Below are 8,591 nucleotides of genomic sequence, written 5' to 3' on the forward strand. Positions count from 1 at the left end.
AAGAGAGATAGGATCAGACTGCGGACCAGCGGATAACATCCGCTGGTCCAACCATCCTGAGTTAGAAGAAGCCCAGTGGGTTGATGTCGTAGCTAACCAGCATGTTCTTGGTCTGCTGATAATGTTCCAGCATCATCTTGTGCGTCTCACGGCCTACACCGGACTTCTTGTAGCCACCGAATGCAGCGTGAGCCGGGTACAAGTGGTAACAGTTCGTCCATACACGACCGGCCTGGATACCACGACCCATGCGGTAAGCACGGTTCATATCGCGGGTCCATACACCAGCGCCCAAACCGAACTCAGTGTCGTTTGCGATTGCCAGCGCTTCTGCCTCGTCTTTGAAGGTTGTTACAGAAACAACCGGACCAAAGATCTCTTCCTGGAAGACACGCATGTCATTGGTGCCTTTGATCAGCGTTGGCTGCACGTAGTAACCGCTGTTCAGATCACCATCCAGCTGCTCTACGGAACCACCCATCAGGATCTCAGCGCCTTCTTCACGGCCGATATCCATGTAACCCAGAATCTTATCAAACTGCTGCTGAGACGCCTGCGCACCGACCATGGTGTCAGTATCCAGCGGGTTACCACGTTTAATCTGTTTAGCGCGCTCGATCACTTTCTCGATGAACTTGTCAGCGATAGATTCCTGAACCAGCAAACGAGAAGGACAGGTGCAGACTTCACCCTGGTTGAAGTAAGCCAGTACCGCACCTTCGATACACTTGCTTACGTACTCGTCTTCCTGATCCAGAACGTCTTCAAAGTATACGTTTGGAGACTTACCACCCAGTTCAGTCGTAGACGGAATGATGTTTTCAGCAGCACATTTCATGATGTGCGAGCCTACCGGAGTAGAACCGGTGAATGCGATTTTCGCGATACGCGTGCTGGACGCCAGTGCCTGACCTGCTTCTGCACCAAAACCGTTAACAACGTTCAACACACCCGGTGGCAGCAGATCGCCGATTACTTCCATCAGTTTCAGGATAGATACTGGGGTCTGCTCAGCAGGCTTCAGTACAATACAGTTACCGGCAACCAGTGCTGGTGCCAGTTTCCAGGCAGCCATCAGCAGCGGGAAGTTCCAAGGGATAACCTGTCCCACAACACCCAGAGGCTCGTGGAAGTGGTAAGCAACGGTATTTTCGTCGATCTCACCGATGGAGCCTTCCTGTGCACGGATACAACCTGCGAAGTAACGGAAGTGATCTGCGGAAAGAGGAACGTCTGCTGCCAGCGTTTCACGTACAGCTTTACCGTTATCCCACGTTTCAGCAACGGCTAGCATTTCCAGATTTTCTTCAATGCGATCTGCAATTTTCAGCAGGATACCGGAGCGCTCAGCAACGGATGTTGAGCCCCACGCTGCTTTCGCTGCGTGCGCCGCATCCAAAGCCAGCTCAATATCTTCAGCTGTAGAGCGAGGGATTTCACAAACATCCGCGCCAGTGACAGGCGTCGTGTTGGTGAAGTATTCACCTTTAACCGGAGAAACCCACTGGCCACCGATAAAGTTTCCATAACGGGGTTTAAAAGAAACAACTGAACCGTCTGTTCCTGGCTGTGCGTAAATCATCTTGTAAGCCTCTTCTTGTTATTGACCAGCTCTTGAATTGGATAGCGAGCCGATTGCTAAGACACCGTTTCATATTAGCGAGCAGGACCGAGAGACAGGTATCATCCCTTGGCACACAAAATTTACTCACTTAGTAGTAGTTTTTGTGTGCTACAACCAGAAGAGGACGCGTGCTCCCTGCTGCGTACTTGCGTATTTATCCCTAAATAAATCATTGATTCTGCCGATAAAAAAGCAGAGCAGAAAATGTAGTTCAGCTGCTGAATTTTCGCCAGAAATCAGCCTAAGTCTATATGTCTAAGAATGCTGGATAAGCGTTGACAGTGCATGATCTCAACCGCACTATGTAATTATTGAGTAGTCATCCGAATGCACAATGGAACTCATCTAGGACGACAGTAATGAGCCACACCCCTGATAGTTACTTTATTCCCTCCCGCCCTGAAATTCTTATTCAACTCAATAAGTTGATGAACGACCAGGACATCGATGTCGATCAGATCTGTAAGGTACTGAAACAAGATATCGCACTATTTTCCAGCGTACTCGCAACCGTCAATACACCGTATTTTGGCCTTGCCCGTAAAATCACCTCGTTAGAACACGCCGTCACCCTGCTAGGTATCAATCGCGTTTTTACTATCGTACGCCTGGCAGCACTGCGAAACAGTTTATCCACACTGGGACCACTGGAGCGCTTCTGGGACACCGGTGCGGATGTCGCACAGATCTGCGCCATACTGGCCCGACGTTTTCCGAACGTAAATGCTGACGACGCTTACACGTTGGGTATGCTGCACGATTGCGGATTACCGCTGATGATGCACAATTTTGATGGCTACAAAAAATTCCTTCAGTCCATACCATGTGAGAGCATCTCCGGTCTCCATCTGGCACAATTGGAACAGTATGGTATCAGCCATTACGATCTGGGGTTCGCCCTGACAAAATCCTGGAATCTTCCAGAAATAACCTGTGAAGCAATCAGGTTGCAACCAGAATACAAAGAATTCATCACACTAAAGGATGATCAAGACGAGGTACGCACTCAACTTTGCATTCTGCTTCTTGCCAAAGAGATAAGCCGTAAATACCGCACTTACTGGCGGGTGAGGAAACAGGACGTTCCGTTGATTAGTGATCTGGAACCGATCCTTAATTTCATGGGCATCTGTGATTATGACTTTTTCGATTTCCGTGACGACATTCTGATGATGTTGGAAACCTGAGAGCGCGCACGAGCCCCCCCCTGACAGACATCGTTTCCGAAGTTTATTCCGCGCTTCCCTTTGTAATCCAAACCACGCTGCTACACCGTCTCACCGTAGCAGCGGCCCCTAACAGCAACATCCATTTTGTATCACACAACCGGACCCGTAATTAAGCGGACAGTTTGCTACTATTCTGAAACCCAAAACGCAAAAAAGCCGCAGGCAAAACCCAGCGGCTTTTCAAATCAGGCACCCTTTCAGATACCTGAAGATCTATCAGTCAGATCAGCTTACTTAGGCAGTTTGAAGGTCCACACGCTACCACCCTGGTTCAGGTGCTTAACGCGTTTAGCCACTTCACCACCCCAAAGTGGTACTGCACCACCCCAGCCAGAAACAACGGATACGTACTGCTCACCGTCCATTTCCCAAGTGATTGGCGAACCAACGATGCCAGAACCGGTGTTGAACTTGTACTTCATCTCACCGTTCTTCGCATCAAACGCCATCAGATAACCTTCTGGGTTACCCATGAAAACTAGGTTACCCGCAGTTGCCAGAACACCACCCCACAATGGAGCGTAGTTCTTATAGCGCCATACTTCTTTACCGGTCTTAGGATCCATTGCACGCAGAACACCGATGTAATCGTCGTTCAGAGAGCTGATAGTGAAACCTGCACCCAGGTACGCTGCGCCTTTCTTGTAGGAAACCGGCTCGTTCCAGATATCCATCGCCCATTCATTGGATGGTACGTAGAACAGGCCAGTGTCCTGACTGAACGCCATTGGCATCCAGTTCTTACCACCCAGGAAGGATGGTACAGCACGGATAGCTTTACCTTTCTTACCATCTTTAGAGGCAGAAGGGTCACCCGGACGGTTCTCATCAACGTAGATCGGACGACCTTTCTTATCCAGACCTTTCGCCCAGCTGATTTCGTCTACAAAAGGGAAACCTCGGATGAAGTCACCGTTTTCACGGTTCAGGACATACATGAAACCGTTACGGTCAGCGGTTGCTGCCGCTTTAACGGTTTTACCACCATCCTTGTAGTCGAAGGAGATCAGCTCGTTTACACCGTCAAAATCCCAACCATCATTTGGCGTAGTCTGGAAGTGCCATACGATCTTACCGTTATCAGGATCGATCGCCAGACGAGAGGAGGAGAACAGGTTATCACCCGGACGCAGATGTGAGTTCCATGGTGCCGGGTTACCGGTACCGAAGAACATCAGGTCAGTTTCAGGGTCGTATGTACCGCCCAACCATGTTGCTGCACCACCTGTTTTCCACAGGTCGCCCGGCCATGTCTGACCCGGTTTACCACCGGAGATACCGTTTTCAACCTTCTTACCATCTTTCCAGATGTAACCCATGTGACCTTCAACAGTCGGGCGGCTCCAGGCGATCTTACCGGTTTTCGCATCGTATGCTTCAACTTTACCTACGATACCGAACTCACCACCGGATACACCGGTGATAACTTTACCTTTAACAATCAGCGGCGCAGCTGTCAGAGAGTAACCCGCTTTATAATCAGCGACTTTCTTCTTCCACTTCACTTTACCGGTGGTTTTATCCAGCGCAACCAGCTTGGCATCCAGTGTACCGAAGATCACCAGATCACCGTACAGCGCAACACCACGGTTGATTACGTCACAGCAAGGCATGATGCCGTCTGGCAGACGCGCGTCGTACTGCCACAACTCATCACCGGTTTTCACGTCAACAGCGAAGACACGGGAATAAGAGCCGGTGACATACATCACGCCGTCTTTAACCATCGGCTGGGATTCCTGACCACGCTGCTTCTCACCGCCAAATGAGAAAGACCACACTGCCTTCAGGTCTTGAACGGTATCAGTATTGACAGCAGTCAGTGGGCTATAACGCTGACCACGTGGACCAAGACCGTTGGACACAACGTCATCGGTGGTCATCTGGTCATTAAGAATATCTTTATCAGTTACACCAGCGTTTGCCATGCCAGAAAATGACATAGCGGCAACCAGCGCCGTGACAGCAAAGCCTTTGCCTGTGGCAAATTTACTCATCGCTCTCTCCTTTACGGATTCGTTTTTATTTGGGCGTTCAGGAGGGCCGGGAAATATTCCCAACACTTGGATGAATTCTTGGTTTTTAGCGCATTTTCGACAATTCAACAGCGGGACTACTTTTCTACTTCCTTGGTACTACTACCCCAAAGAACAAGGCTTTCGAGAGGATTTGAAAAGGAATGACAGCGGAGAAAGCGTGATCAGATTTGATGATTAAAAGCAAAAAAAGACGCTAAATGACAGGCAATAAAAAGCCCGCAGAGCGGGCAACAAAACAACAACATGCTTTTACATGTTCGTTTCTATCGTACTGTGGCATCTATTAAGTACCGACATCCGCCGAAGGTACTGATGTTATGACAACACGACTTAAAAAATGTTTGCTTAGAGGCTTAATGGGGTCGAAATAACTGCATTTCAAGGTCAAATACATATAAATTTCACCTATTCAGCACGCTTAGAATGCAGCCTCTTCATAACCGGGATACAGGTGCACCACGCTCCGCAAAAACTCCTGCTTACCTAATTTAATGCCCGTAACCTCATCAGGCAAGCGTGTCTGCATCACCTCATGCATACTCTTGCCCTGCTCCGCTGCCAGCTTCAGCGTCGTATCCAGCCAGCGCAAATAGCCAAGCATCTGATCAACGCCGCGGGTATCCTTAACCACAGGACCGTGCCCTGGCACCATCAACGTAAACGGGATATCGGCTAGCCGCCGGAGTTCTTGAATCCATATTCCAACCCCCGGCGTATGCGGTGTGGTGAGCATACGCTGAAAAAACACCATATCCGCAGCAAACATAACACCGGTAGTCTCATCCATCATCACCAGATCAGCCCCGGTATGGCCACTGAAAGGGTAAAAACGAAAACGATGCCCCCCCACAACCAAGCTATCGACCTCTAGCGGCACAGTGGGTAATACCACCTCGGTAGATCGCATCCAATCCCCCACCATTCTGTACATATTTTCTGCAAAGGCGTTGCCGTTCTGAGCAATCTGCTCACCCGTTTTAGGCAATGCCCAGATCTTGGCCCCGGAAAAAGCCTGATTACCGAGAAAATGGTCAGGGTGTTGATGGCTGTTAAATACGTGCAGTACCGGCTTATCAGTCACCTGCCTGATCGCCGCCAACATTGCGTTGCCATAACGCAGAGACGGGCCGGTATCGAATACCACCACGCCCTCAGAGGTCACCACAAACGCCGTATTCATGATGTTACCGCCATTTTTGCGGCTGAAATCCTGCATCTTGCCCTGTAGTAGATAGGTATCTTTGGCGATCAGTTGCGGTTTGATCTGATATTCCAGCGAAGCAGCCGGAGCAACCATTGCCGTCATCAGCAGGCAAAGTGCAACTGCATTGCGCGCGATAAGACTCAACCGATTTACTGTATTCATCGTCTTATCCCCCTACAACGCTTTCTCAAATTCATTGCCGTTGTTATCCCGTAACCACAGATGGTGTTCTGCATCCTGCTTCGCCACATCAAAAGTAATCACCGGGTTTTCACTCACGGGCGGGGACAATTCCATCCGCACCAGTGCGCTACCGCGCGTGTCACGCAGCTCCACCTGCTGGATAAAGAATTCCGGTATAGATCCGACCAACCCCGTATCCATCGGATGTATCACCCGGAACTTATAACGACTGGCATCAGCCAACTGAAATACTCGACTTTTCGTTTCACCGAGATGACTTTCCCAGTATGGATCTGCGTTGCCCACACTTGGCGTCGTGCAGCCACCACCGGATGCCGCCAACAAACTGCCACCCACATGCCAAACGCCATCTTTGGTTAACACAGCGGCACGCACGGGTGTCGATTGCTGGACCTTGATCCTCAGAGAGACTTTGGGTACGACATCTGGATGGGGGTAATAGGTAAATATATGCTGAATCGGATTCAGATCCGCCCAGGCAACAATACGTTGGACATCACCTGCGAACGCACTGGCATCCACATCAACGGGGACTTGCGTGGGGTCTTCAGCAAAATCAGGCACACCGACGCGCACCCGATCATCAAACACATAGGGCGTATCACCCAGAAAGATCTGGCGATTGTAGTCCCACATCACTGAACTCAACGGATCAGCCACCGGCTCACTGGCCTGCAGAGGGGCCGACAACAGAACACTGAGTAGCAGACTTGGACCTAGGGTGAATATTGTTTTTATTTTCACGCGCCGTAATCCTTTATCTTTGTTCAGCGGGCTCTACTTCACGTCCTGATAAAGCCCGGGAAGTTCATATGTCAGGCCATACTGCTGATAAATATTTTCCATCTCGCCAGTGCGGATCATCCGATCAACCACCTCTTCCACCGCATAACCCAGCTGGCGGTAGGTGCTCTTGATCGCCATACCCAGATCCCACTTTTGCTTGCCCATCATTGGGAAACCATTTTCACCAATACGGAAACTTGGGTCTTTCGCCTGAAAGAGCTGCCAATCAATCTCGGCACGCATGCCCATTACGGCATCCACCTTCCCTTTCTGCATATGGCCGAAGGCTTCATCCACATTGGTAAAATGATGGGCCTGATTGCGCATACGGCCGCCAAACGCAGACACCATATAAAATGCAGGAAGGCTATCAACCTCGACACCAATCGGGTGATACTGGAACACAGCAACCGTCGAGACCTCTTCGATCTTTCGACTATCAAAAGCGATACGCCAGCTTTCACGCTGATAGGGACCAAACATCACCACATGCTCATTCACCATTTCACCGGTGGATTCTTGGCGGAAAGCAAATTCACGGTCATAAGGCACACGCATCATCACATCAGCCAGTTTCTTCATCGCTAATGGCTGACTTTCGTCTTTATCGAGATAGTGGCCTTTCCAGACGTTATTGCGCAGATCATCTTCCAGATTTTCATCGGGTGTAATCCAGTGGGGGCGGAACTCAAGATCCATGGCTTTGGCGATGCGTTTGCCGATTTCAGCGTCGACACCCACAGCCTGACCATTTTGTTCGAAGGAGTAAGGGGGGAAATTGCGGTAGAGACCAATCGAGATATATCCCGATGAGATCACATCATCGTAGTAGCGCGCCTGTACCTGCCCGGCGAACGCCAGACAGGTAACCAGCAGAAACGCCGTAAGATTACATCTCAGCACGACGAGATTCTACGTAAGTACGGATCGCCCAGAGTGCTTCCTGACTCAGGTAATCGGCCATTTTCGGCATGTATACTGCGCCGTCACGTACCGCACCGTTGCGCACACGGTAGATGTACCACTCATCACCATCGTAATCAGATTCCAGCTCGCGCAGATCTGGTGCAATACCACCAGAGATCGCTTCCAGGCCGTGGCAACGTGCACAGTTCTGGTTATATGCAGAGGAACCGATGGTGATCGCTTCTGCATTATCTTTGTTATCAGTACCGCGGTACGGGTTTTCGTCAACCCACTCTTCACCTATCGGTGTTAGGTTACCGGTATCAACGCCTTGGGGGGTCACGTCACCGTGCGCCATTGCCTGTCCCGACAGCATCAAACATGTCATCGCAGCCGCAGCTACACTCAGCACTTTCTGTTTTGCCATTATCAGTCACCTAGTTTTTATAATTCTGCTTGAGCGGCGATTCTTCCTTCACCTAGTTACCACTCAGAATGACTAAAATAATATGCTGTTACGAGGGGGGTTCAGAACTGTACTTTGGCTTTCAAAAAGTAGTCCCTTAGTACTAAAAAAAGAGAACTAAAAAGGAGGGTCA

Annotated in this window: 7 protein-coding genes; 1 reads left to right on the top strand and 6 read right to left on the bottom strand. The window is 49.9% G+C overall.

Annotated elements, in window-relative coordinates:
* Positions 1 to 61: 61 nt before the first annotated feature.
* Positions 62 to 1,582 (bottom strand): aldehyde dehydrogenase family protein, encoded by a 1,521-nt coding sequence (locus ABYW01_RS08100; RefSeq protein ID WP_372831970.1) that lies wholly within the window; start codon positions 1,580 to 1,582, stop codon positions 62 to 64.
* A gap of 401 nt (positions 1,583 to 1,983) precedes the next feature.
* On the opposite strand from ABYW01_RS08100, the gene ABYW01_RS08105 reads away from it, so the two are divergent.
* Positions 1,984 to 2,811: an HDOD domain-containing protein gene (locus tag ABYW01_RS08105; protein ID WP_372831971.1), complete on the top strand. Its 828-nt coding sequence runs from the start codon at positions 1,984 to 1,986 to the stop codon at positions 2,809 to 2,811.
* A gap of 272 nt (positions 2,812 to 3,083) precedes the next feature.
* Here ABYW01_RS08105 and ABYW01_RS08110 read toward each other — a convergent pair whose 3' ends face one another.
* The 5 genes from ABYW01_RS08110 to pedF form a co-directional block, all read right to left on the bottom strand.
* A complete protein-coding gene (locus ABYW01_RS08110; RefSeq protein WP_372831972.1) occupies positions 3,084 to 4,850 on the bottom strand; it encodes a PQQ-dependent methanol/ethanol family dehydrogenase in 1,767 nt (588 codons plus the stop codon).
* A gap of 460 nt (positions 4,851 to 5,310) precedes the next feature.
* On the bottom strand, positions 5,311 to 6,258 hold the full coding sequence (locus tag ABYW01_RS08115) for a quinoprotein relay system zinc metallohydrolase 1 (RefSeq protein WP_372831973.1): 948 nt from the start codon (positions 6,256 to 6,258) through the stop codon (positions 5,311 to 5,313).
* Between the two features lie 12 nt (positions 6,259 to 6,270).
* A complete protein-coding gene (locus ABYW01_RS08120) occupies positions 6,271 to 7,044 on the bottom strand; it encodes a quinoprotein dehydrogenase-associated SoxYZ-like carrier (protein ID WP_372831974.1) in 774 nt (257 codons plus the stop codon).
* A gap of 33 nt (positions 7,045 to 7,077) precedes the next feature.
* Positions 7,078 to 7,989 carry a substrate-binding periplasmic protein gene (locus ABYW01_RS08125; protein ID WP_372831976.1) on the bottom strand — a complete coding sequence of 304 codons (912 nt, stop codon included), beginning with the start codon at positions 7,987 to 7,989 and terminating at the stop codon, positions 7,078 to 7,080.
* A complete protein-coding gene (pedF, locus tag ABYW01_RS08130) occupies positions 7,976 to 8,419 on the bottom strand; it encodes a cytochrome c-550 PedF (protein WP_372831977.1) in 444 nt (147 codons plus the stop codon). The genes ABYW01_RS08125 and pedF overlap by 14 nt, the downstream gene beginning before the upstream one ends.
* Between the last annotated feature and the right edge of the window lie 172 nt (positions 8,420 to 8,591).

The organism is Pontibacterium sp., assembly GCF_041587635.1.
In the GTDB taxonomy this organism is placed as follows: Bacteria; Pseudomonadota; Gammaproteobacteria; order Pseudomonadales; family Balneatricaceae; genus Pontibacterium.

Excerpts from the sequence above, each read along its gene's own strand:
- ABYW01_RS08100 (WP_372831970.1), bottom strand. The coding sequence starts at position 1,582 with ATGATTTACGCACAGCCAGGAACAGACGGTTCAGTTGTTTCTTTTAAA.
- ABYW01_RS08105 (WP_372831971.1), top strand. The coding sequence starts at position 1,984 with ATGAGCCACACCCCTGATAGTTACTTTATTCCCTCCCGCCCTGAAATT.
- ABYW01_RS08110 (WP_372831972.1), bottom strand. The coding sequence starts at position 4,850 with ATGAGTAAATTTGCCACAGGCAAAGGCTTTGCTGTCACGGCGCTGGTT.
- ABYW01_RS08115 (WP_372831973.1), bottom strand. The coding sequence starts at position 6,258 with ATGAATACAGTAAATCGGTTGAGTCTTATCGCGCGCAATGCAGTTGCA.
- pedF (WP_372831977.1), bottom strand. The coding sequence starts at position 8,419 with ATGGCAAAACAGAAAGTGCTGAGTGTAGCTGCGGCTGCGATGACATGT.